The following is a 21,416-nucleotide window of genomic DNA, read 5'->3' as shown; positions in this document are numbered from 1 at the left end:
CATGCCCGAGCTTCCCGAGGTCGAGGTCGTCCGAGCCGGGCTCGCGCCCGCGGTGAGTGGCGCGCGGGTGACGGCCGTCGACGTGCTCGACGACCGCGCCCTGACCCGGCACGAGGCGGCATCCGGCGATTTCGAGGTCCTCGTCACGGGCGCCCGCATCGAAGCCGCGGTGCGTCGTGGCAAGTTCCTGTGGCTGCCGATCGGCGCCGAACGTGCCATCGTCGGCCACCTCGGCATGAGCGGTCAGATGCTGCTGCGCTCGCCCGACCACCCCGGCGACGACCGGCACGCCCGGGTGCGCCTGCACCTCGAGCATCCCTCGCACGGCGAACTTCGCGTCGACTTCGTCGACCAGCGCACGTTCGGGTCGCTCGCCGTCGATCGGCTCATCCCCACCGTCGACGGTGAGATCGCGGGGTTCTCGGGCGGCGTCACCGGTGCGTGGGCGCGGTCGATCCCCGTGCAGGTCGCCCACATCGGGCGCGACCCGTTGGATCCCGCATTCTCCGATCGACGCTTCCTTGACGCCATCGCCATGCGCAGGTCGGGGGTGAAGCGCGTCCTCCTCGATCAGAACCTCGTCAGCGGCATCGGCAACATCTACGCCGACGAAGCGCTCTGGGCCGTGCGGCTGCACGCGGAGCAACCGGCGTCCTCCCTTTCGCGCCGCCGGGCCCGAGAGCTGCTCGCAGCGGTCAGGGAGGTGCTCGACCGGGCGCTGGCCGAGGGCGGCACGAGCTTCGATGAGCAGTACGTCAACGTCAACGGCGCGTCGGGCTACTTCGCGCACTCGCTCAACGCCTACGGGCGCGCCGGCCGGCCGTGCGCGCGCTGCGGCACGCCGATCGTGCGCGAGGCGTTCATGAATCGGTCGTCGCACCGGTGCCCGCGCTGCCAGCGGCTCCGGATGCCGCGACTGGTCGGGGTCGCTGCCACGTCGACTCCAGGGCGAACGCACGGAACCCAAGCGCCACGTTGATCGCGAGCATGTGCTCGTTCTCGTCGGCGTTCCACGTGTAGATGCGATTCCGGGACGCATCCGCCTCGGCGAGTGCGACGAGGTTGGCGAGCTTCAAGCGCATGCCGAGGCGGCGGCCCCGGTGGGGCGCGAGGACGATGGTGTCCCACTGCTCGACGGCGGGCGAGTCGGGCAGGAGCGACAGTTCGGTGAAGCCGGCGACCTCGCCGTCGGGCGCCACCGCCGCGACGTTGAGGTGCGTCCGTCCCACATCGCGGGCGCGGCGCTCGCCGTCGCGGATGCGCGACGCATCCCACCGCTCGCGCCCCCACGCGATCGCCCCGGCCGGCGGGTCGGTCGACATGCGCTCGTGGGCGACGGCCAGCGAGTCGAGGAGCTCGTCGGGAGCGGCGTCTCGCCAGGCGACCAGGCGGTAGTCGTCGGAAGCCTGCTCGAGCGCGGCGTCGAGCCGCCGTCGGAACTCGTCGCCGCGCCCGGCGACGTCCATGGCGCTCACCCGGTACACCTGGCCGAGCGCATAGCCGTGCGCGAGCGCGAATCGTGCGGCCGGCGCGTCGGCCGCGATGCCGGCGTCGCCCTGTGGGGCGCGGAGCCGCGGCCCGCCCGCATCGTCGGCATCGATGGCGTGGTCGGCCGAGAGCACGGTGGTGGGGTGCCCGGCCGCTCGTGCCGCCTCCTCGGCGGCGGCGAGCAACCGCGAGCCGATGCCCTCGCGCCGTCGGTCGCGCTCGACTCCCAGCACGTCGATGTACGCCGTGGCGGCGTCGGCGTCGAGCTCCCATTGCACCTCGACGACGCCGACCAGCCGACCCCCGTCGAACGCGCCGATCGCGGTGTACCTGGTGAACGCGTTCCGGCGCAGGTCCTGGAGGATCTCTCGGGGCCGGCGGGTCAGGTCTCCGGTGCCGAGTGCCTCGGCGTCGAGCCGCCGGATGAGCGCCGCGTAGGCGGCCAGCTCACCGTCATCGGTCGCGCCGACGTGCTCGGGGAGGTGGATCGGACGGATGTCGACGCTCATGAACCCTCCCGTCGCGACGTCGACGCAGCCGCCCAGACTAACGCGACCGCGATATCGGCGGCAAGGACGGATCGGCGGTGGACGGCGCGCGCGGCCGGGCGCGGCACGACGACTCGGGTACGCTTCTCCGAGGCATCCGCACCATCGAGCCGAACCCGGGGGATCATGTACCTCAAGAGCCTGACGCTGAAGGGCTTCAAGTCCTTCGCGCAGCCGACGACGTTCGCCTTCGAGCCGGGTGTCACCTGCATCGTCGGTCCGAACGGCTCCGGCAAGTCGAACGTCGTCGACGCACTGGCCTGGGTCATGGGGGAGCAGGGAGCCAAGACGCTTCGCGGCGGCAAGATGGAGGACGTCATCTTCGCCGGCACGGCGACGCGCGGACCGCTCGGCCGAGCCGAGGTGAGCCTCACGATCGACAACTCCGACGGCGCTCTGCCGATCGAGTACAGCGAGGTGACGATCTCGCGCACGCTCTTCCGCAACGGGACGAGCGAGTACGCGATCAACGGCGAGACGTGCCGCCTCCTCGACGTGCAGGAGCTCCTCAGCGACACCGGACTCGGCCGCGAGATGCACGTGATCGTCGGGCAGGGACAGCTCGACGCGGTGCTGCACGCGAGTCCCGAAGACCGCCGCGGATTCATCGAGGAGGCGGCCGGCATCCTGAAGCATCGTCGGCGCAAGGAGAAGACGTTCCGCAAGCTCGACGCGATGCAGGCCAACCTCACGAGGCTCTCCGATCTCGCCGGTGAGATCCGGCGCCAGCTGAAGCCGCTCGGTCGTCAGGCCGAGGTCGCCCGAGAGGCCGCGACCATCGCCGCGGTGGTCCGCGACGCACGCGCCCGCCTGCTGGCCGATGAGGTCGTCGGACTACGCCGAGCCCTCGACGAGCACGGCCGCAGCGAGCAGGAGCGGCACACCGAGCGTCAGGTGCTCCAGCTGGAACTCGAGCAGCACCAGGCACGCGTCGAGCGCCTCGAGGCGAGTTCCCTCGGCGACGACGTCGATGCGGCCAGGGGGGTGACGCACGCGCTGGGGTCGGCGCAGGATCGACTGCGATCGCTCGACGCGCTCGTCCGACAGCGCATCGCGCTGCTCAGCGCCGAGGCGCAGCCCGCGCAGGCGGCCCCCAGTGTCACGCGGTCGATGATCGACGAGGCGGCCGCTGCCCTCGTCGACCTCGCTGCCCGCGTTGACGAGGCGGCATCCGCGCTCGACGACGCCATGGCCGCGACGACGGCCGCACGCGCCGAGCTCGATCGGGTCGACGAGGGCATCACGGCTCAGAGCGCCCGGGTGACGGCGTACGACCTGGAGGTGTCGAGGTTGGCGGGGCACGTGGATACGGCCGCGTCCAAGCTCGCCGCCGTGCGCGGCGAGGTGCTGCGCCACGGCAATGCGCTCGACGCCGCCGCAGAACGGCGTGCCGCGGCCGCCGCTGCGCTGGCCGAGGCGGAGTCCGACGCCGAGCGTGGTGACGCCGACGAGACCGACCTCGACGAGGCGTACGAGCTGGCGCAGGCGGCGGTGTTCGAAGCGGAGGCCGAGATCGAGCGGATCCGCGACGAGCTGCACGCCAGCGAACGTGAGCACGGCGCACTGACGGCTCGCACGCAGGCCCTCTCGCTCGCCCTCGACCAGAAGGACGGCTCGGCCGCCCTCGTCGCAGCGCATGTCGATGGCGTTCGAGGGCTGCTGGCCGAGTCCCTCCAGGTCGAACCCGGATACGAGCCTGCGATCTCGGCTGCGCTGGGATCACTCGCCGATGCCGTGCTCGTCGACGACCGGGCCGCCGGGTATCGGGCGCTCGATCACGCCGACCGGGGCGAGCTCGGCCGAGTCGCCCTCGCGATCGCCGACGCGGCTCCGAACGGCGCTCGGGCAACCGCCATCGAGGGGCTGACCGCGGCATCCGATGTGGTCACCGCACCCCCCGGAGTGCTCGGTCTCCTCGACGACGTGCTCATCGCCGACGACCTCTCGGCCGCCAAGGCCGCCGCTACGGCGCTCGAGACGATGGCCGCACCCGTGACCGTCATCACCAAGGACGGCACCCTGGTGGGCCGGTACGTGCTCCGCGGCGGGTCCGGACGCAAGCAGAGCCGCATCGAGCTCATCGCCGAGCGGGATGCCGCGGCATCACGACTCCAGGAGGTGCGCGCCGAGATCGAACGCCGGCGCCATGACCTCGGTGAGCAGCGCGCCACCCTCGAGCGGTCGAAGACGCAGGCCAAGCAGGCGCTCACCGCGTTGCGCGAGTTCGACGCGCAGCTCGCCCAGCGCACCGAGCGGTTGAACCGGGCGAGGGTGCAGGCCGAGGCGGCCGACGCGGAATCGGAGCGACTCGCGCAGGCGGTCGCCAGCGCGAAGGAGCGCGCCGTCGAGGCGGAACGAGCGGCCGACGAGGCGAGAGCAGCGCTCGAGGCCGCGCGGGCCGTTCCCCGCCCGGCGCTCGAGACGGCGGCCCGCGACGTCGCCGTCGCCCGGCTCGAGGCATCCCGTGAGGCCGAGGTCGAGGCGCGACTCCGGCTCGAGACGGCGAAGGAGCGGGTGCGCGCCGAGGATGCCCGCGTTCGGGCCATGGAACGGCAGTTCGAGGCCGAACAGCAGGCCGCTGCGGATGCCGCCCGCCGGGCGGTCGTGCGTCGGGCCCAGCTCGAGGCAGCCACCCGGGTCGCCGAGGCGCTGCCCGCCGCGCTCGCGTCGGTCGACGCATCCGTGGCGGAGGCCCGAGTCGCGCTCGCTGGCGCCGAAGAGCAACGCGCCAGCCGCAACGAGGAGCTCCACCGGATTCGCCGCGAGGAAGCAGGCGTGCGCGAACGGCTGCAGTCGGGCACCGAGGACGTGCACGGGCTCGAGCTGCGCATCTACGAGAAGAAGCTCCACGTCGCCGGCCTCGTCGAACGGGCCGAATCCGAGCTCGGGCTCACGGAGTCGGTGCTCATCGCCGAGTACGGCCCCGACGTCGAGGTCCCGGCCGACACCGACGACGCTGAGCCTCGTCCCTTCCAGCGTGAGGAGCAGCAGCGTCGGCTCGCCGCCGCCGAGCGCAAGCTCGCCCAGCTCGGGCGGGTCAACCCGCTGGCACTCGAGGAGTTCGCCGCCCTGGAGCAGCGGCACCAGTTCCTCACAGAACAGCTCACCGACCTGTCGAACACGCGCCGCGACCTCCTCACGATCATCGAGGAGATCGACGGGAAGATGGAGTCGATCTTCCGGGCGGCCTTCGAGGATACGCGTGCCGCGTTCGCCGAGGTCTTCCCGGTGCTCTTCCCTGGTGGCAGCGGCAGCATCGCGCTGACCGACCCCGACGACCTGCTCACCACCGGCATCGAGGTGTCGGTCAAGCCGGCGGGCAAGCGGATCGAGCGGCTGTCGCTCCTGTCGGGCGGCGAGCGGTCGTTGGCCGCGGTCGCCCTGCTCCTCGCGATCTTCAAGGCGCGCCCGAGCCCGTTCTACATCCTCGACGAGGTGGAGGCGGCCCTCGACGACGCGAACCTCGGGCGGTTGCTGACGACCTTCGAGGACCTCCGCGACTCGAGCCAGCTCATCGTGATCACCCACCAGAAGCGCACGATGGAGATCGCCGACGCGCTCTACGGCGTGTCCATGCGGCACGACGGCGTCTCGGCCGTCGTGGGCCAGCGCGTGCGCGAGGAGCGCGAGGCGAAAGCCAGCTGAGTCGGGTGCCGCTTCGATCCCGCGGACCGGGTGCGACTCAGGTGATACGCCGGTCGCCCGGGTCCACGACGCGGAACCAGCGGTAGCCGTACGCGTCGAGATGCACGTCGATCCTCCCGCTCTCCTCGACCTCGAACTCCTCGACCGTGAAGAGGTCGGACAGCAGCGTGCCGGGCGCGACCGGGCCGAGATCGAGGGGCACGATCGTGGGTCGCGGAGCGAAGTTGTGCGCGGCGACGAAGCTGCCCACGTCGGCGGTGATGCGATGCGCGAGCACGGCGGCCTGATCGTGCTCGAGCAGCTCGAAACGTCCCCATCCGATCTCGGGCGAGCTGCGATACACGGCGGCGAAGTCCCGGACGACGCCGAGGAGCGAGTCGGGGTCGTGCCGCTGCGCCTCGACGTTCACGTGCTCGGGTGCGTAGCCGTCGGCCGGCGGCGTCGCGACGAGCTTGCGTGCGGGTGCGCGCGAGAACCCGCCGTTCGGCCCTCCGGTCCACTGCATGGGCGTGCGGACCGTCTGCCGCCCGGTTTGCTCCTTGTTCTCGCCCATGCCGATCTCCTCCCCGTAGAAGAGCACCGGAGTTCCGGGCAGCGAGAACAACAGGCTGTAGACCATGCGGATGCGTCGGGGGTCGCCCTCGAGCATCGGGGGCAGCCGCCGCACGATGCCACGACCGTACACCCGCATCCATTCCTCGGGCGCGAACGCGTCGAAGACCTCCTGCCGCTCGGCCTCTGAGAGCTTGTCGAGGGTGAGCTCGTCGTGGTTGCGCACGAAGTTCACCCACTGAGACTCGGGCGCGATCGCGGGCCGCCGCGCAAGCGTCTCGGCGAGCGGTCGCGCGTCCTCGCGCGCAAGCGACAGGTACATGCGCTGCATCGCCTCGAAGTCGAACTGCATGGTCAGTTCCGCCGGGTCGCCCTCGCGACCGAAGTAGTCGAGCTGCTGCTCGTACGGCAGGTTCACCTCGCCGAGGAGCACGGCTTCGCTCGACCTGCGCTGCAGGAAGCGGCGGATGTCGCGGAGGAACTCGTGCGGGTCGCCGATCTCGACACCCTCGGGCGGCTCGATGAGGAACGGCACTGCGTCGACGCGGAACCCCGATACGCCGAGCTGCAACCAGAAGCCGATCGTCTTCGCGATCTGATCGCGGACCTCGGGATTCGCGATGTTGAGGTCGGGCTGGTGGTGATAGAAGCTGTGCAGGAAGTACTGGCCCGTTCGCTCGTCGAACTCCCAGACGCTCTCCTCCTCGCCCGGGAACACCTGGTTCTTCGAGTTCGGCGGCTCGACATCGCTCCACACGTAGTAGTCGCGGTAGGGCGCCGTGCGGCTCCGCCTGGCGGACTTGAACCAGGGATGCCGGTCGGAGGTGTGGTTCATGACGAAGTCGATGATCACCCGCATGCCGCGGTCACGCGCGGTGCGGATGAACTCCACGACGTCGCCGAGCTCACCCAGGCGCGGGTCGACGTTCGTGAAGTCGATGATGTCGTAGCCGTCGTCGCGGTCGGGCGTCGGCTGGAAGGGCATGAGCCAGATGACGGTGACCCCGAGCTCCGAGAGGTGGTCGAGCCGGTGCGCGAGTCCTTCGAAGTCGCCCGAACCGTCGTCGTTCCAGTCCATGTAGGTCTCGACGTCGAGGCAGTAGACCACGGCGGTCTTCCACCAGAGGTCGCTGCGATCCGTGATCTTCATCGGCCCGCCTCTCTGAGCTCGGGCAGCACTCGTTCGCCGAACGTGTCGATGAACGCGTCCTGCTCGGTGCCGACGTGGTGCAGGTAGATGCGATCGACGCCGACGGCGGCGATGCCGGCGAGATGGTCCAGGTGCGCCCCGGTGTCGGAGGAGCACAGCAGCGTCTCGGCGACCTGTTCGGGCGTGACGTCGGCCGTGCGCTCGTCGAAGTCCTGTGGACGATCGAGCTCCCACGAGAGGTTCGCGGGCACGAGGCTCTGGCGCCACTGGTCGTGGGCGATCGCGACCGCCTCCTCGTCGGTCGGCGCCCAGCTGAGGTGCACCTGCACGCAGATCGGTCCGCGCCCGCCTGCGTCGCGATAGGCGTCCATGAACTCGCGCAGCGCGTCGGTCGGCTGGTCGATCGTGATGACGCCGTCGGCCCACGGCGCGACCTCGCGAGCCGTCTCCGTGCTCACGGCGGCGGCGAACAGGGGCGGCGGGGTCTTGGGGAGACTCCAGACGCGTGCGCGGTCGACGCGGATCGGCCCGTCGGTCGAGACCTCCTCACCGGCCAGCAGCCGGCGGATGACGTCGACGGTCGCCGCGAGCCGGGCGTCGCGCTCGTCCTTGTCGGGCCAGGGCTCTCCGGCGATGTGCTCGTTGATGGCCTCGCCGCTCCCGATGGCGGCCCAGAACCGACCGGGGTACATCTCGGCGAGCGGTGCGAGCTTCTGCGCCGCCACCGCGGGATGGTAGCGCTGGCCGGGTGCCGTGACGACGCCGAGCGAGAACCCAGTGGCTTCGAGCGCGGCGGCGAGCCAACTCCAGGCATAGCCCGAGTGGCCCTGGCGCACGCTCCATGGTTCGTAGTGGTCGCTGCACATCGCGGCGTCGAACCCCGCCTGCTCGGCGCGCTTCACCGCGTCGAGGAGGCGGCTCGGGGGGAGTTGTTCGTGCGAGGCGTGGAATCCCACGATCGTCATTCGCACTCCTTCCGTCATCGACGAGGCTTCCGTGGCGGTGTGGTGGCGGGCAACCCCTTGCAGGCCGCTCGCCATCCGGTGTACTCGCCCCCGATGCCATGACGGGGACCATAGGCTGGTCCTATGGCAGAACGCGCATCCTGGTCGCTCGGGGCGGCCCTCCGGGGCGTCTTCGGGGCGAAGACGATCGACGACGACACGTGGGACGACCTCGAGTCCGCGCTGATCCGCGCCGACTTCGGTCCCGCGGTGACGGAAGAGATCGTCGACACCATCAAGGCGCAGGTCGAGCGCTACCGCACGACGGATCCCCGAGACGTGCAGCGGATGCTCCGTGAGATCGTCGAAGAGCGGCTCGCGAAGTACGACTCCACGCTGAAGCTCACCGAGCGGCCGGCGGTCGTGCTCGTCGTCGGCGTCAACGGCGTCGGCAAGACCACCACGATCGGCAAGTTCGCCAGATTCCTTCGTACGTTCAACCGCAGCGTCCTGGTCGGCGCCGCCGACACGTTCCGCGCCGCCGCAGTCGACCAGCTCGCGACCTGGGCCGAACGTGCCGGCGTGGGGATCGTCCGTCCCGACCGCGAAGGCCAGGACCCGGCATCCGTCGCATTCCAGACCGTCCAGAAGGCCAAGCAGGACGGCACCGAGATCGTGATCATCGACACGGCGGGCCGGCTGCACACCAAGGGCGGCCTCATGGACGAACTCGGCAAGATCAAGCGCGTCGTCGAGAAGCAGGCTCCGATCAGCGAGGTGCTGCTCGTGCTCGACGCGACCACCGGCCAGAACGGCCTCGCGCAGGCCGAGGCGTTCATCCAGCACGGGGGCGTGACCGGCCTCGTGCTCACGAAGCTCGACGGCAGCGCGAAGGGTGGGTTCGTGCTCGCCGTGCAGGAGAAGACGGGGCTGCCCATCAAGCTGATCGGCCAAGGCGAGAAGATCGGCGACCTCACCGGCTTCACTCCGCACGTGTTCGCGCAGAAGCTCGTCGGCTGATCGCGGGAGGCACCATGGCAACGGAGCACGACTACTTCGGGATCGTCGGCGACTACTGGTCGGAGATGATCGAGTACGGCGACCAGCGGGTCGAAGTCGTCCTCGAGGCCGAGGGCGAGGTGGCGTCGAACGCCGCGCTCGACGCCGCAGCGGTGCTGGTCGGCGAGCTGGAGCTCGTCGACGACGAACTGCGGGCGGCGTTCGTCAGTCAGCTCGACACGCGGGGCACGCCCGTCGTGCGATTCCTGGACGTGCTGCTCGACCCCGATCTCGAACAGGCTGATGAGGTCGAGGCGGCCATCGGACGCGACTCGGGCGACCGCCAGGTGGATGCGCTGCGTTCCCTGTCGCTCGTCCGCGTCGACCTTCGCCCCGAGGCCGACGGCGACGGCGAGCCCTTCGCCGAATTCGAGTACGCGCTGGCGCCCGAGGACACCGACGAACGGCTCGTCGCCGAGATCGACACGGGTCGCGAGATCGTCGACGTGCGTTTCGAGGGGTAGCAGAGGAGGATCGCCATGGCCGATCCGGTCGCCGACATCATCGGAGACTACCGGGGCTTCACCGCGCAGCAGCGCGATCGCCTGCTCGCGCGGGGAATCGACATCTCGCCGTACGAGCTGGGCCACCTCGCGTTCCGGGTGCCGGAGTGGGACCAGTACGTCCACGTGCGGACCCTGCTCGAACGCCATGCCGTCGCCAACACGGAGGGCGTGTGGAACGGGCGGCCGATGTCCATGATCCTGCTCGCCGAGCCGCTCCGCGTCCTCGACGGCCAGAGCATCCCGCTCATCGAGCTCATCCCGCCCGTCCACCAGCGCGTCTACAAGATGGGGATGGAGCACTTCGGCGTGGTCGTCGGCGAGGAGGTCGACGCGTTCTCGCGCCGGCACCGCGAGGCGCTGACCGGCCAGCAGTTCCAGAACCAGTGGAATGAGCCGTACTACATCCTGTTCGAGGACTTCACCCACGTGAAGTTCCACCGCCGCCCGCTGCGCGAAGTGATCGAACTGCAGGGCGGCACGTTCGACGGCATCCAGCATGTGCAGGGTTGGGTTCCGCAGCGGCTGGTCACGGCTACGGGCCCGAACCCGCTCCCTCGCTGACCCGACCGACGAGCCGCCGCGCTGCGACCCGGCATCAGCGGATCGGCGGCGTGGCGGCGATCGGCGGTGCGACGCCCGCCGGGCGGGGCCCGGCGGGCAGGTAAACTCGGGGCATCATGGCTACCTTCGGAAACCTGTCTGACCGCCTCGCCGAGACCTTCAAGAACCTCCGCACCAAGGGCAAGCTGTCGGCGGCCGACGTCGACGGCACAGTTCGCGAGATCCGTCGTGCCCTGCTCGACGCCGATGTCTCGCTCGATGTCGTCAAGCAGTTCACGTCGCACGTGCGCGAGCGTGCGCTCGGCGACGAGGTCAACAAGGCGCTGAACCCGGCGCAGCAGGTCGTGCAGATCGTCAACGACGAGCTCATCGGCATCCTCGGCGGTGAGCAGCGCCGGCTGCAGTTCGCGAAGAACCCGCCGACCGTCATCATGCTCGCCGGTCTCCAGGGTGCCGGAAAGACGACGCTCGCCGGCAAGCTCGCGAAGTGGCTCGTGAAAGACGGCCACACGCCGATGCTCGTGGCCGCCGACCTCCAGCGTCCCAATGCGGTGAACCAGCTCCAGGTGGTCGGCGGCCAGGCCGGCGTGCCGGTGTTCGCGCCCGAGCCCGGCAACGGCGTGGGCGATCCCGTGCGCGTCGCGAAGGACGCGGTCGCGACTGCGCAACGTCAGCAGCACGACGTCGTCATCATCGACACCGCCGGCCGGCTCGGCGTGGACGCCGAGCTCATGAAGCAGGCGGCGAACATCCGGAAGGCGACGAACCCCGACGAGGTGCTCTTCGTCATCGATGCGATGATCGGCCAGGACGCCGTCACGACCGCGAAGGCCTTCCAGGAGGGCGTCGACTTCACCGGCGTCGTGCTCTCGAAGCTCGACGGCGACGCCCGCGGCGGTGCCGCCCTCAGCGTCGCATCCGTCACCGGCCGCCCGATCATCTTCGCGTCGACCGGCGAGGGGCTCGACGACTTCGAGCCGTTCCACCCCGACCGCATGGCGAGCCGCATCCTCGACCTCGGCGACATCCTCACCCTCATCGAGCAGGCCCAGCAGGCGTTCGACGAAGAGGAGGCGCTGAAGGTCGCCGAGAAGCTCGCGAGCGAGCAGTTCACGCTCGAGGACTTCCTCGCGCAGATGCAGCAGCTCCGCGGTGCCGGCTCGATCAAGAAGATGCTCGGCATGCTGCCCGGTGCAGGCGGCATGAAGCAGCAGCTCGAGAACTTCGACGAGCGCGAGATCGTGCGCACCGAGGCGATCATCCAGTCGATGACCCCCGCCGAGCGACGCAACCCCAAGCTCCTCAACGGCTCCCGGCGCCTTCGCATCGCGAAGGGCTCGGGCATGACCGTGACCGACGTGAACCAGCTCGTGAGCCGGTTCGAGCAGGCCGCCAAGATGATGAAGACCGTGGCCCGCGGCGGGGTTCCCCAGATTCCCGGCATGGGGCCCGTCCCTGGTGGCGGGGGCTACGGCGGCGGCAAGCGCCAGGGTGCGAAGGGCAAGAAGAAGCCGTCGGGGTCGCGCTCCGGCAACCCGGCGAAGCGCGCCGCCGAGAACGCGGCGATCGCGGCCGGTGTCACGCCCGCCGGCCAGAGCGCGGCGCCCGCGGGATCGGGCTTCGGCCTCGGTGGCGGGGGCGGCAAGGGCGCGCCGAGCGAGGAGGAGCTCGCGGCCCTGCAGAAGTTCCTGGGCCGCTGATCGAGGAGGGCCGCGCGGAGCGCGTCCCGTATGAACGGTGATCGAGTAGGGCCGCGCGCAGCGCGTCCCGTATGAACGGTGATCGAGTAGGGCCGCGCGCAGCGCGTCCCGTATGAACGGTGATCGAGTAGGGCCGCGCGCAGCGCGTCCCGTATCGAGATCGGGTGCCCCGTCTCGATACACGTCCGGCTGCGCCGGGCGCTCCTCGACGACCGGTCGGGCGGAGCGCGTCCCGTATGAACGGTGATCGAGTAGGGCCGCGCGAGGCGCGTCCCGTATCGAGATCGGGTGCCTCGTCTCGAGACGCGTCCGGCTGCGACGACCGGGCGGGCTCAGCCTCCGCGCAGCCGCGCCTCGATTTCGAGGAGCCGGTCGATCTCGAGCGACTGCGAGGTGGCGATCGCCCGCGCCCAGCGGGCGACGGTCGAGTCGCCATGCTCGGCCAGCCGCTCCTCGGCCATCTCGAGGGCGCCGCGGTGGTGGGGCACCATCGCGGCGATGAACAGTTCGTCGAACGCGGGTCCCGAGAGCGTCGCCGCACGGTCGAACGTCGAACGGCTGATCTCGCCCGCCATCACCCCGTGGTCGTGCGCTCCGTTCGCACGGTCGCGCGATCGGCGCTTGTCGAGCCAGGCGCGCATGGCGTCGGCCTCGGCCGCCTGAACGACGGCGATCCGGTCGGCGAACTCGGCCAGTTCGGGGTCGGAAACCCTGCCGGGTGCGAGCTCGGCGAGTTCGACCGCCTGCAGGTGATGCTCGATCATCGCGGCGATGAACTCCACGTCGGCGGCGGTGGCACCCGGCTCGGCACCCGCGGAATCGGATGCCGCGGCACCGTCCGAGGCGGCCGCCGTGCTGTCGCCCGGCGGCGACGGAGTCACGAACGACGCCGTCGGCTGGTCCACCTCGCCCGTCGTGCACCCCGAGAGGGTGCACGCGGCGAGGACGGCAACGAGTGCGACGCCCGCGATCGAGCGGGCCCCACGCGGCATCCGACGCTCGCTCATGTCCTCAGGTCCCCGCCCGGCGACGGCGACGGGCGAGCACCACACGACGTCGGGCGATCACGACCGCGGTCGCCCCGCCGACCAGCACGAGGACGATCACGATGAGCCACCAGGGCCAGTCCACGCCACCACCGTTCTCGGCGGCCTGCGGCGACGGCGACGGCTGGGACACCTCGACCGCGGCCAGGGCGATGCTGGGCGCCGAGGCGTCGCCGCGCACCACGAGGTCGTAGGTCCCGGGCTCGAGCGCGCCGGGCAGCGTGACCTCCGTCGGCGGGAGCGAGCCGTCGGCGCTCGCCGTCAGCGTCGCCAAGACGGTCTGCGTCGGCATCCACCACACGTCGGTGGTCTCGCCTGGCGTGAGCGACCCGGCCGGCAGCGAGACCGTGACCACCGCGCTCGGAGATGGCTCGACCGTGGCGGGCTCGACGGCGAGCGTCTCGAGCGGTGCTCGTTCAGCGGCGGCGCTCGGGACCACCGGCGCCTCACGCCACACCCAGGAGTACTCGGGTTGCGTCTGCGGGTTGAGTCCCGCGTCGTCGTATCGTGCGGCGTCCGCGAAGAGCGGATCGGTGAGGCGCAGCACCTCGAGCCCCTCGTACATGTCGCTCGCATAGAGGTAGCCGCGGTACGGATACACCGACCAGATGCCGGCGGTGAAGTCCATGGAGTACCCGTAGTCGGGCCGGTCGAACCAGGTCAGTTCGATGGGTGCGGCGGGATCGGTGAAGTCGATGATCGAGACGCCGCCCTCGAGCCAGCCCTGCGAGATGATGAACCGATCCGGCACCGGGATGAGCCCACCCGAATGGGCGACGCACTTCTCCAGGTCGGACTGCGTGCGCGGCAGCTTGAACGTGCCGACCTTGGTGAGTCCGCCGTCGCCGATCAGCCACGCGCCGTCGCTGCCCCGATCGGCGCCGAACGCCGGCGAGCACGTGTTGATGAAGCCGTCGCCGAGTTCGTCCTGGAAGACGACGCGCGTCGCCTCGTTGTCGAAGATGCCCGAGTGCCAGAACGCGACCGCCGGGTCGCGGACGTGCGCCAGCACGGCCGGGGCGAGCGGGTCGGCGATCGAGAGCAGCAGTCCGTCGCCGCGGCACGCCGCAACGGCGAGCTGCTTCGCCGGGTACGCGGTGATGTCGTGGCATCCGGTCGTCGTCTTCGTCTCGGCCCCACCGGGAACCCGGTCTTCTGCCCCGAACGCGGTCTCGTCGTCGAAGAGGTCGAGTTCCCCCGCGACGTACGCGTCCTCGGGTGCTGCCAGCGGCACCTCGATGATCTGCAGCGGGTTGCGCCCGGTGCAGTTGAGGGATGCCCCGCGGCTGTACGCGTTCATGTATACGAACACCCGCTCGGAGCTCGCCGGGTCGGGCACGACCGTGTGCGTGTGCGACCCGCATCGCGTGCGCACCGCGGCCGCGTAGCGGGGAGCCGTCGGGTCGCTGATGTCGAAGATGCGCAGGCCCTCCCAGTTGGGTTCGGTCTCGGGAACACGTGCCGCCTCGCACGAGTCGTCGGACATCGTCTCGTCGACCGAGAAGAACACGAGGCCGCCGACGGCGCTGACGTCGCCCTGGCCGCCCGGGCACGACACCGCGTTCACGAGCTCGGGAGCTGCGGGATCGGCGATGTCCCAGATCGAGAACCCGGCGAAGTTGCCCTGCACCAGGTAGTCCCCGGTGAATGCCAGGTCGGAATTGATGAAGTCGGGGTCGTCGCCCTGCCGGAACGGGTTGTCGCGATGCGCCACCCACTCGAGACCCGGTCCGATCGAGGGCTGGCGATCGTCGGATGCCGCAACCGCCCGTTCATCGGCGGGCGTCGTGAGCAGAGCGACGGCCGCCGCCAGGACCAGTGCGCCGATCGCGGCCGAGCGTGCTCGGCGGCGGAGGCGACCGGCACCCATCCTCACCCCACGTCGTCGCCGTCGTGGCGAACGGGTGCACCGGCGACGAACCGGCTGAGCTCCTCGCGCTCGAGCAGGTCGATGGTCCGGGGGCCGGTGTCGGCGCGGCTATGGATGCGATCGCTCGCGATCGGCTTCGGCGCGGCGGCGATCACGACGTTGCCGAGGCTGGTGCCGGCCAGCACCGCCGGCGAGGCCAGTGCGAGCACCTCGGGGTGCAGGGAACGCAGCGTGGCGATGACCTCGCGACTCATGTCGAGGTCGGCGGTGGCGAGGGTGTTCACCACGATCAGGCCATCGGGCGTCAGCAGCTGCCGGAGCTCGGTGAAGAACTCCACCGTGGACATGTGGCGGGGCGAGATGCTTCCCGAGAAGACGTCGACGATCGCGAGGTCGTAGCCGCCCGCCGTGCGCGCGGCTCGTTGCACCGCTGCGCGGCCGTCGTCGAACTCGACCGTGAGCTCGACGTCGTCGTCGAGCGGAAGCACCTCGAGCACGAAGTCGAGCAGCTCGCGGTGCAGTTCCACGACATGCTGCACCGAACCCGGCCGCGTCGCACCCACGTACCGCGGGATGGTGAGGGCGCCGGCCCCGAGGTGGAGCACGCGAACCGGCACGCCCGTGTCGCGGCATCCGTCGATCACGGCGGCGACGAGGCGTGCGTACTCGAGCTGCAGGTCGAGCGGATCGACGGGATTCACGTGCGACTGGGTCGTGCCGTTGATGACCAGTGAGTATCCGCCGTGCGTGCCGCGCTCGGGAAGGAGTCGTGCCTGCACTCGCTCGCCCTCGAGTTCGAGTCGTGGTTCGCCCATGCGTCCAACCCTAAGTGGCCGCCGCGGTACGTGACGACAGGCGCGATCACATCGATCCGTCCTGCGCGGATCGCGTCCGGCCCGGCCGACCTGTCTATGATGTGCGCCAAGGGGCCGCGGAATCCGGTGGCGGGGCGTGAACCCCGCGGAGTGCTCCGGGGAGATGGAGGCAGGGTGCACGCGGTTCAGTCCGACCATGTTTCGGTCGCGTGGGACGATCGTGTCCTCGCCGCGCACACGTGTCCCCACTTCATGCAGTCCAGCACCTGGCAGACGGTGCGCACCGGTGGCGCGTGGGATGTCTCGCGCCGCGACCTCGGGACCGGACGCGACTACCCGGTGCTCGCCTTCGAACGCCGCGCCGAAGGGTTCGGCACGCTGACGCACCTGCCGCGGGTCAGCGGACTCGCACCCGAGGACATCGGGCCGCTCACCGAACGGCTCCGGGCAGACCGTGGAACGGCGTTCGCGACCAAGATCGAGGTGCACCAACCTCGTGATGAGGCCCTCGTCGCCGCGTTCACCGCAGCCGGATGGCTGCCGACCCGATCGTCGCAGTACCGGTACACCGTGGTCGTCGACACGTCAGCCGGTGAGGAGGCCGTCTTCGCCGCCATGAAGAAGCGGGCACGGAACGAGATCCGCGTCGCCGAGCGGAACGGCGTCTTCGTGGACCGTGCCGAGCTCGATGCCGAGAACGAGCAGCGGATGCTCGAGCTCGTGCGCGAGACTGCCGACAGATCGGGCGCCTTCTTCCGGGAGCCCGACTACCTCGACTCCCTGTGGAAGACGTTCGACGACGACGGCCGTGGCCGGCTGTACCTCGCGTGGCACGAGGACCTGGTGATCGCCGGGGCGTTCGTCGTGCGCTACGGCCGCAACGCCTGGTACAAGGACGGCGGTTCGCGCCGGGACCGGCCGCACCTCATGGCGTCGCGCTACCTGCAGTGGCAGGTCATGCGAGACCTGGCGGCATCCGGCATCGACCGGTACGAGCTGGGCCACGTGCCCCCGCCATCGGAACCGGATGCCCCGGGCCAGGGCATCCTCACCTTCAAGAGCGCCTTCGCGCGCGACGTGCTCGAGTACATGCCGGCGTTCCACCTCTCGCACGAGCCGATCGGCGAGGACTGGCGCCGCGGCGAGAGCGCCTTCATCGAGGACTACCGGCGGCGCACCGGCGACTACTGGTACTGAACGGGCCGCGGTCCCGGTTACAGTGATGCGAGCGGCAGCGAGCCGTTCCTCCGCGACGACTGGAGCACCACGATGACGACCGGCTCCGCCGACTACCGCGATTCGGGGCTGACCTTCCCCGACGACTTCCTGCTCGGATCGGCGACGGCGGCGTACCAGATCGAGGGGGCCGTGCACGAGGACGGGCGAGGCCCGTCGATCTGGGACACGTTCAGCCACACACCCGGCAAGATCTGGAACGACGACAACGGCGACCGCGCCTGCGACCACTACCACCGGCTCGAGGAGGACCTCGACCTCATGGCCGAGCTCGGGCTGGAGGCCTACCGGTTCTCGATCGCGTGGCCGCGCATCCAGGCGACGGGCCGCGGCCCGGCGAACGAGGCGGGGCTCGCGTTCTACGAGCGGCTCGTCGACGGGCTCATCGCCCGCGGCATCCGGCCGATCGCCACGCTCTACCACTGGGACCTCCCGCAGGCGCTGGAGGACGAGGGCGGATGGACGAATCGGGCGACCGCCGAGGCGTTCGCCGACTACGCCCGGATCGTGGGCGAGCGGCTCGGCGATCGCGTCACGGTGTGGACGACGCTGAACGAGCCGTGGTGCAGCGCGTACCTCGGCTACGGTTCGGGCGCCCACGCTCCCGGACTCATGGATGGCGCGAAGGCGCTCGCCGCCGTGCACCACCTGAACCTGGCGCACGGCCTGGCGATCGCGGCGCTCCGTGAGGTCGTGACGAACGACCCGGGCTACTCGATCACGTTGAACCTGCACGTCATCCGGCCGTCGGGGCCGACCGGCGCCGAGGCCGCCCGCCGCATCGACGGGCTCGCGAACCGCGTGTTCCTCGGTCCGCTGCTCGAGGGCGAGTACCCGGCCGACGTGATCGCCGACACGCGGACAGTCACGGACTGGTCCTTCGTGAAGCCGGGCGACACCGAGCTCATCCGCCAGCCGATCGACCTGCTCGGGGTGAACTACTACACGCCCGTCACCGTCGAGATGTGGGACGGCGTGTCGCCGCGGGTCAGGGCCGACGGGCACAAGGACATGGGCGGCACGCCGTGGCCCGGTTCGGAGCACGTCGAGTTCCTCCAGCAACCCGGGCCGTACACCGCGATGGGCTGGCACATCGACCCCTCGGGTCTCGAGGACCTGCTCTTCGCCCTGCACGATGCGTATCCCGACCTGCCCCTCATGGTCACCGAGAACGGTGCGGCCTTCGACGATGTCGTCACCGACGGTGCCGACGGCCCCGCGGTGCACGACGACGATCGCATCGACTACCTGCGCCGTCACTTCACCGCCGCGCATCGCGCCATGGCGCGCGGCGTCGACCTGCGCGGCTACCAGGTGTGGTCGCTCATGGACAACTTCGAGTGGGGATACGGCTACTCGAAGCGCTTCGGCATCGTGCGCGTCGACTACGACACCTTCGAGCGCCTCCCCAAGGACAGCGCGAAGTGGTACGCCGAGCTGATCCGCACCCGCGCGATCCCCGGCTGAGGTCCGGCACTTCCCGCCCCGATGCGTGCTCCGCCGGCGATGCCCGCCCGACGCGGCCGGGCGCTACGAGCCCTCCACCGCGGCATCCGTCGACGGGGCGACACCGTCGCGAAGCTCGCGTGCCAGATGGGCGACGACGGCCGTGAGATCGCCCCCCGCGGCTGCCGCAGCCCGCAGCTGCCGCTGGTAGCTGGCGCCGTGGTCGAGCGTGTCGCGAACCAGTTGCAGCTCCGCCTGGCACCCGAGGCGCTCGGCGACCGGCACGAGCGTCGTGAGCAGGTCGCGGAGGTCGTCGGAGACGAGGCGTTCGGTACCTGCGACATCCGTGATGATCTCGGCGTCGAGACCGTACCGGGCGGCGCGCCACTTGTTCTCACGGACGTACCACGGCTGCAGCACCGTGAGCTTCTCGCCCGCGTCGAGGCGCTCGCTCATCCAGTCGACGAGGCACTGCACGAGTGCGCCGATCGCGGCGATCTCGTTCGCGGTGGACACGCCGTCGCACACGCGGACCTCGACGGTGCCCCATCGGGGTGATGGGCGGATGTCCCACCGAACCTCGGTGTGGTCCTCGATGACGCCCGTGCGCACGAGGTCGTCGACGTAGCGCTCGTAGGCCGACCAGTCGGGGAGGGGGAACGGCAGCCCCGCGGTCGGCAGCTGCTGGAACATGAGCGCCCGGTTCGATGCGTAGCCCGTCTCGACGCCCGCCCAGAACGGGCTCGACGCGCTCAGTGCCTGCAGGTGCGGAACGAACGCCATGAGGCCGTCGAGGATCGGAAGCGCCTTGTCGCGATCCTCGATGCCCACGTGCACGTGGATGCCCCAGATCATCATGTTGCGTCCCCACCACCGCGTGCGGTCGATGAGCTTGTGGTACCGCGGCTTGTCGGTGAGGTGCTGGTCGTACCACTGGCTGTACGGATGCGACCCGCTGCACACGAGCTCGTACTCGCCGAGCTCGTCGATCACGGCTCGGACCTCGGCGAGCTGGCCCTCGAGGTCGGCCACCGCCCCCGACACGCGCTCATGCACACCGCTCACGAGTTCGACGGTGTTGGTGAGCAGCTCCGACGTGATCCACGGATGCCGCCCGCCCTCGCTGCGCGCATCGAGGATCTCGAGCACGCGGTCGGCGATCGGCGCGAGCTCGCCCGTTTCGCGGTCGACGATGGCGACCTCCCATTCGAGGCCGACGGTGGATCGCGCCGAACGGGCGAATTCGATCTGCATGCCCGAACCCCCTCGCCACAGTCGGATGCCGCGCCTGCCGCTCATCTTGGCACGACGAACGGGCGGATCGTGCGGCGAATCGCCATTCCCCCGCCACGGGAGCGGGACGCCGGCGGGACGCCGGCTGCTCCGGCGGATTCGCGGGGGAACGGGAAGTCTGCAAGAATAGTTCGTCGAGTTCTGTACCGCCCGACCCTCTATCCGGCGCGCAGAGCCCCTTTGAGCTTCCGCCGAGTGTGCACCCCACGCTCACGGCTGTCAGTTCGCTTACCTCACAACATTTTTCAGGAGAATTGTGGCTGTCAAGATCCGTCTCAAGCGCCTCGGCAAGATCCGTGCGCCCTACTACCGCATCGTCGTCGCCGACTCGCGCACCAAGCGCGATGGTCGCGTGATCGAGGAGATCGGCAAGTACCACCCCACCGAGAACCCGTCGGTCATCGAGGTCGACTCCGACCGCGCCCAGTACTGGCTCTCCGTCGGTGCGCAGCCGACCGAGCAGGTCACGGCCATCCTCAAGCTCACCGGCGACTGGGGCAGGTTCAAGGGCGACAAGAACGCGGTCTCAACCGTGCAGGTCGCCGAGCCGAAGGCCGCCTTCCAGGCCGACGACAAGAAGAAGCCGGTGCTGAAGCCCAAGGCCGAGAAGCCCGCGAAGGCCGACGAAACCCCCGCCGACGAGGCACCCGCCGAGGCGCCGGCCGATGAGACGCCGGCCGAGTCCTCGACCGACGAGGCGTAGGGCATTGCTCCAGTCCGCCCTCGAGCACCTCGTCAAGGGGATCGTCGATCACCCTGACGACGTGAAGGTCGTCGCCGCGGCGAGCGCACGCGGCGAGGTCCTCGAGGTTCACGTGAACCCCGAGGACCTCGGTCGCGTCATCGGTCGTGCCGGTCGCACGGCGAAGGCGCTGCGCACGCTCGTCTCGGCCCTCGCCGATGGGCGTCGCGTTCGCGTCGACGTGGTCGACACCGACGACTGACGTGGCCGACGCACCTCGAACGCAACTGAGGGTCGGTCGCCTCACCAAGGCCCATGGCCTGAAGGGCGCCATCAAGCTCGAGCTGTACACCGACGATCCCGAGCGGCGATTCGTTCCCGGCGCCGAGTTCTCACTTCAGGTACCCGAGTCCTCCCCGTGGCACGGCAAGCACGTGACGTTGCGTGAGCTCAGGTGGTACAACGGGCATCCCGTCGGATTCTTCGAGGGCGTCGACGACCGCACCGCCGCCGAGAGCCTCGTGAAGGCGATCCTCTGGGTCGAGCACGTCGAGCAAGAGGCGCCCGAGCCCGACGCGTGGTACGACCACCAGCTCGTAGGCCTCGCCGTCGTGCGCGACGGTGAGCGGATCGGGGAGGTGGCCCATGTCGATCACCTCCCCGCCCAAGACCTGCTCGTCGTCAGGTCGGGTGGTCGCGACATCATGGTGCCGTTCGTGTCGAAGATCGTGCCCGAGGTCGACATCGAGGCCGGCACCATCACGGTGACGCCACCCGCCGGCCTCTTCGAGGAGCTCCCCGAGGAGCCCGCGTCGGCCGACCCCGACGATGAGCCCGGGCCAACCGGCACCGGCGGCACGGCGGCCGAGTAGGGC

General features: G+C 70.3%; 18 protein-coding genes. 11 read left to right on the top strand and 7 right to left on the bottom strand.

Annotated elements, in window-relative coordinates; translation table 11 throughout:
• Position 1 precedes the first annotated feature (1 nt).
• Complete coding sequence (gene mutM / locus HUS56_RS15495; protein ID WP_173924301.1) at positions 2-979, top strand: bifunctional DNA-formamidopyrimidine glycosylase/DNA-(apurinic or apyrimidinic site) lyase; 978 nt, start codon at positions 2-4, stop codon at positions 977-979.
• On the opposite strand, the gene HUS56_RS15490 is transcribed toward mutM, so the two are convergent.
• On the bottom strand, positions 861-1,997 hold the full coding sequence (locus tag HUS56_RS15490) for a GNAT family N-acetyltransferase (protein WP_173924300.1): 1,137 nt from the start codon (positions 1,995-1,997) through the stop codon (positions 861-863). The two genes, mutM and HUS56_RS15490, sit on opposite strands and share 119 nt — an antisense overlap.
• Positions 1,998-2,162: 165 nt before the next feature.
• On the opposite strand from HUS56_RS15490, the gene smc reads away from it, so the two are divergent.
• On the top strand, positions 2,163-5,681 hold the full coding sequence (gene smc / locus HUS56_RS15485) for a chromosome segregation protein SMC (protein ID WP_173924299.1): 3,519 nt from the start codon (positions 2,163-2,165) through the stop codon (positions 5,679-5,681).
• A 37-nt stretch (positions 5,682-5,718) separates the two neighbouring features.
• Here the strand turns inward: smc and HUS56_RS15480 are convergent, their stop codons facing one another.
• Together HUS56_RS15480 and HUS56_RS15475 are read right to left on the bottom strand one after the other, a co-directional pair.
• Complete coding sequence (locus HUS56_RS15480) at positions 5,719-7,383, bottom strand: alpha-amylase family protein (RefSeq protein ID WP_173924298.1); 1,665 nt, start codon at positions 7,381-7,383, stop codon at positions 5,719-5,721.
• Positions 7,380-8,348, bottom strand: a complete 969-nt coding sequence (locus HUS56_RS15475) for a TIGR03885 family FMN-dependent LLM class oxidoreductase (RefSeq protein WP_173924297.1) — start codon at positions 8,346-8,348, stop codon at positions 7,380-7,382. The genes HUS56_RS15480 and HUS56_RS15475 overlap by 4 nt, the downstream gene beginning before the upstream one ends.
• A gap of 123 nt (positions 8,349-8,471) precedes the next feature.
• On the opposite strand from HUS56_RS15475, the gene ftsY reads away from it, so the two are divergent.
• The 4 genes from ftsY to ffh all read left to right on the top strand — a co-directional run bounded on the left by ftsY (position 8,472) and on the right by ffh (position 12,153).
• On the top strand, positions 8,472-9,347 hold the full coding sequence (ftsY, locus tag HUS56_RS15470; protein WP_173924296.1) for a signal recognition particle-docking protein FtsY: 876 nt from the start codon (positions 8,472-8,474) through the stop codon (positions 9,345-9,347).
• A 14-nt stretch (positions 9,348-9,361) separates the two neighbouring features.
• A complete protein-coding gene (locus HUS56_RS15465) occupies positions 9,362-9,850 on the top strand; it encodes a DUF2004 domain-containing protein (RefSeq protein ID WP_173924295.1) in 489 nt (162 codons plus the stop codon).
• 15 nt (positions 9,851-9,865) lie between these two features.
• Entirely contained in the window at positions 9,866-10,453 is a 588-nt protein-coding gene (locus tag HUS56_RS15460) for a VOC family protein (RefSeq protein WP_173924294.1), read from the top strand.
• Between the two features lie 116 nt (positions 10,454-10,569).
• Positions 10,570-12,153, top strand: coding sequence for a signal recognition particle protein (ffh, locus tag HUS56_RS15455; RefSeq protein ID WP_173924293.1), 1,584 nt, complete (start codon positions 10,570-10,572; stop codon positions 12,151-12,153).
• Positions 12,154-12,485: 332 nt separating this feature from the next.
• On the opposite strand, the gene HUS56_RS15450 is transcribed toward ffh, so the two are convergent.
• The 3 genes from HUS56_RS15450 to HUS56_RS15440 are packed head-to-tail and all read right to left on the bottom strand — an operon-like array spanning position 12,486 to position 15,884.
• Positions 12,486-13,160, bottom strand: coding sequence for a DUF305 domain-containing protein (locus tag HUS56_RS15450; RefSeq protein WP_173924292.1), 675 nt, complete (start codon positions 13,158-13,160; stop codon positions 12,486-12,488).
• A gap of 4 nt (positions 13,161-13,164) precedes the next feature.
• Positions 13,165-15,069 (bottom strand): LVIVD repeat-containing protein, encoded by a 1,905-nt coding sequence (locus tag HUS56_RS15445; protein ID WP_173924291.1) that lies wholly within the window; start codon positions 15,067-15,069, stop codon positions 13,165-13,167.
• A gap of 2 nt (positions 15,070-15,071) precedes the next feature.
• Complete coding sequence (locus HUS56_RS15440; protein WP_173924290.1) at positions 15,072-15,884, bottom strand: spermidine synthase; 813 nt, start codon at positions 15,882-15,884, stop codon at positions 15,072-15,074.
• A 174-nt stretch (positions 15,885-16,058) separates the two neighbouring features.
• Between HUS56_RS15440 and HUS56_RS15435 the strand changes: the two genes are divergently transcribed.
• Entirely contained in the window at positions 16,059-17,081 is a 1,023-nt protein-coding gene (locus HUS56_RS15435) for a peptidoglycan bridge formation glycyltransferase FemA/FemB family protein (protein ID WP_173924289.1), read from the top strand.
• 72 nt (positions 17,082-17,153) lie between these two features.
• Positions 17,154-18,587 carry a GH1 family beta-glucosidase gene (locus tag HUS56_RS15430; RefSeq protein ID WP_173924288.1) on the top strand — a complete coding sequence of 478 codons (1,434 nt, stop codon included), beginning with the start codon at positions 17,154-17,156 and terminating at the stop codon, positions 18,585-18,587.
• Between the two features lie 63 nt (positions 18,588-18,650).
• Here the strand turns inward: HUS56_RS15430 and HUS56_RS15425 are convergent, their stop codons facing one another.
• A complete protein-coding gene (locus tag HUS56_RS15425; RefSeq protein ID WP_173924287.1) occupies positions 18,651-19,820 on the bottom strand; it encodes a glutamate--cysteine ligase in 1,170 nt (389 codons plus the stop codon).
• Between the two features lie 295 nt (positions 19,821-20,115).
• On the opposite strand from HUS56_RS15425, the gene rpsP reads away from it, so the two are divergent.
• The 3 genes from rpsP to rimM are packed head-to-tail and all read left to right on the top strand — an operon-like array spanning position 20,116 to position 21,413.
• Positions 20,116-20,562, top strand: a complete 447-nt coding sequence (rpsP, locus tag HUS56_RS15420; protein ID WP_173924286.1) for a 30S ribosomal protein S16 — start codon at positions 20,116-20,118, stop codon at positions 20,560-20,562.
• A 4-nt stretch (positions 20,563-20,566) separates the two neighbouring features.
• Entirely contained in the window at positions 20,567-20,803 is a 237-nt protein-coding gene (locus tag HUS56_RS15415) for an RNA-binding protein (protein WP_173924285.1), read from the top strand.
• Positions 20,760-21,413 carry a ribosome maturation factor RimM gene (gene rimM / locus HUS56_RS15410; protein ID WP_173924284.1) on the top strand — a complete coding sequence of 218 codons (654 nt, stop codon included), beginning with the start codon at positions 20,760-20,762 and terminating at the stop codon, positions 21,411-21,413. The genes HUS56_RS15415 and rimM overlap by 44 nt, the downstream gene beginning before the upstream one ends.
• Positions 21,414-21,416 lie beyond the last annotated feature (3 nt).

Source organism: Agromyces sp. Marseille-P2726 (assembly GCF_902809835.1).
Taxonomy (GTDB): Bacteria; Actinomycetota; Actinomycetes; order Actinomycetales; family Microbacteriaceae; genus Agromyces.
This window is presented reverse-complemented; position numbering and strand designations above follow the sequence as displayed.